The sequence below is a fragment of the Superficieibacter electus genome (assembly GCF_002915575.1).
Lineage (GTDB): Bacteria > Pseudomonadota > Gammaproteobacteria > Enterobacterales > Enterobacteriaceae > Superficieibacter > Superficieibacter electus.
The window spans coordinates 1-2561 of the sequence record NZ_PQGD01000067.1; the positions used below are offsets into that span (position 1 = coordinate 1).

Annotated in this window: 2 protein-coding genes; both read right to left on the reverse strand. The window is 45.8% G+C overall.

Going from position 1 to position 2561, the window contains the following annotated elements:
- Positions 1-179 precede the first annotated feature (179 nt).
- On the reverse strand, positions 180-656 hold the full coding sequence (locus tag CHU32_RS27750) for a WbuC family cupin fold metalloprotein (RefSeq protein ID WP_001572372.1): 477 nt from the start codon (positions 654-656) through the stop codon (positions 180-182).
- A gap of 76 nt (positions 657-732) precedes the next feature.
- Positions 733-2352 (reverse strand): phosphoethanolamine--lipid A transferase MCR-9.1, encoded by a 1620-nt coding sequence (locus tag CHU32_RS27755; RefSeq protein ID WP_001572373.1) that lies wholly within the window; start codon positions 2350-2352, stop codon positions 733-735.
- Between the last annotated feature and the right edge of the window lie 209 nt (positions 2353-2561).

The window sequence follows — 2561 nt, forward strand, 5'->3', positions numbered from 1 at the left end:
TTGAATGGGTTCATGTGCAGCTCCATCAGCAAAAGGGGATGATAAGTTTATCACCACCGACTATTTGCAACAGTGCCTCTACTCTTGCCACAGGTTTACGAGTAGGTGATTTGGGAGGAAGCGTCTTAGCCTTTGAAGTTGGCGCGAAGGAGAGAATGGCACTCCGTGCAACGCATTAATTACCGCGGATATCCGCCATCACCTACTTGCGCCTGTGTGTACCATTTCATCAGCTCTGCAGTTCCCGGCTCGTTTTCGGCGGGGGCCCATGGGGCGGCATCTTGATCAGCAACAGGCTGGTACCTACCGTGTTTTACCTCAAAAATAACGCCGCCTTCATCCAGTGACAATACGGTATGCCAGGTGCCTGCATCCATCTCCAGCACTTTACAGTCCTCACCTAACACGACGCGCTGGGTCAGGTTACCCAGGTCATCAAAGTTCAATACCAAAAAGCGACCGGTAAGGGATGTCAGCAGTTCAAAAGTATGCGGGTGGCGATGAGGGCGAACATAAGTTCCCGGTTCCATAGCAATAGCCAGACGCTGCACCGGGTCGCTCAATTCAGGGTGGAAATTATGATGGGCACGTAAGCGGGGGGAATTTGCGGCTTGTGCGCTTTGCTTGCGTAGGTCGTTGAAAGTAAGTTGTTTCATATTATAAGCCTTATTGCATTCTTGCAGCTTACGGCAACCAGGTTGCCGTAAGGCTTTTTGTTATACTAACAATCGATTAGCCACGGCATTCGCGGAACAAATCGCGGTCAGGATTATAGACGCTGGTGCTTACGTCCCACAGCCCCAAAATCGATGAGAACAGGTTGTCGTGGGAATATGATTTTTTCGCCGCATTATTTTCAAGGCAAGACATGTTGATGTGTTTCCCGGCGATAAAGCCCGGTGACATCCAGACCTGCATCGGAATATGCGTCTGCTGATCCGGTGCCAGTTTGTACGGCGTGCCGTGCAGATATAGCCCGCTTTCGCCCAATGATTCACCATGATCGGACACATAAAGCAGCACGGTGTTGTACTGATCGCTGTAATTTTTTAGCTTTTCAATCATCTCAGCTAATACATAGTCTGTATAACGAAGGGTGTTGTCGTAGGTGTTGACCAATTGTTCCTGAGTACAGTTTTCGATATCGCTACGTGCACATTCGGGCATGAAGTGGCGATGCTCAGCCGGATAACGCAGGTAATAAGTCGGTCCATGGCTGCCAATGATATGGAAGGCGACAAGCTTATCACCTGGCATTTTGGCGATTTCATCATCAAGGTTTTCCAGCATCACCTCGTCATGGCACGTTTTGCCATCGCACAGTTTCGGGTTATCACTAGGCTTAATTTCGACAGTCGGGATGCGGCTACATACGCCTTTACAACCGCCATCGTTCTCTTTCCATAACAGCGAGACACCGGTTTTCTGCACGATGTCGAGGAAATTTTCACTGTTAGATGCTTTTTTACTGTCGTACTCGGTGCGATTCATATTCGAGAACATGCACGGAACGGATATTGCGGTAGCGGTACCGCAGGAATGCATATTTTTAAACGAAATAACGCCGCCGGATTTGCTGGTAAAGGCATTGGTATCACGCGAATAACCGTTCATCGAGAAATTCTGGCTGCGTGCCGTTTCGCCAATCACCAGGAACATCAGCGTGGGTTTTTCGTGAGCGACGACGCGTTTAGCATCATTCCCCAGCGTCTGGAAAGGCACTTTAGTCGTAAAGTACGTATCCTTAACATACTGGAAAGTGCTGTAAGCGTAGTTCGCCGGGATGATCTCTTTATTCAATGTCGAGTTATTGCGGCCGACAGAGGCATAATCCTGATAATAAAGTGCGGCAACACCTGCAATCAAACTCAACGATGCCAGCACGGAGAGCAAACGGTAAGCAATGCCTTTATACCATTTTTCAGGATATTGAATTTTTATTGAAAAAAGGAGGATGGCAGGAAGGATACCGGTAAAGACGAACCATATAATAATTGAGCCATTAAGATAGGAATGCGCTTCCTGGGGGTTAGTTTCAATAATGTTTTGAATCATCGTTTGATCAAACATTACTTTATATTTTAGTGTCGAATAACTGACCAGTGAGCCAGTGATAAACAGTAAAGCAAAGAAAGGTTTCAGCAGAAAACGAACTGAGAAAGGCATAAAAACAACGTTAAGCGCCGCAACCAGAACAAAGGGAATAGAAATGACAAAACCAATTTTGACATGCTCTAAATGCGACAAAATCTCGTAAAAATGCAGCAATATTGGCCAGTTAAGTAAAAACGCAAAGATCATTGCCAGAAGTAAAACCAGCGGAATAACTTTCACCCTGAAAAGTACAGGCATTAACACCTCCGGAAAATAGTAAACCAGTAAAAACATTGATGATAATTACAACAATTCAATCTAATATTATGATTGCCTTATTCGCTGCAAAGCAGAGATTATCATTCTGAAATCTTAGGTTAACCTTAACGAGGCTTTGTTGAATAAATCAGATTTCGGGTAAGTCTCCCCCGTAGCGGGTTGTGTTTTCAGGCAATACGCACGCTTTC

Excerpts from the sequence above, each read along its gene's own strand:
- CHU32_RS27750 (WP_001572372.1), bottom strand. The coding sequence starts at position 656 with ATGAAACAACTTACTTTCAACGACCTACGCAAGCAAAGCGCACAAGCC.
- CHU32_RS27755 (WP_001572373.1), bottom strand. The coding sequence starts at position 2,352 with ATGCCTGTACTTTTCAGGGTGAAAGTTATTCCGCTGGTTTTACTTCTG.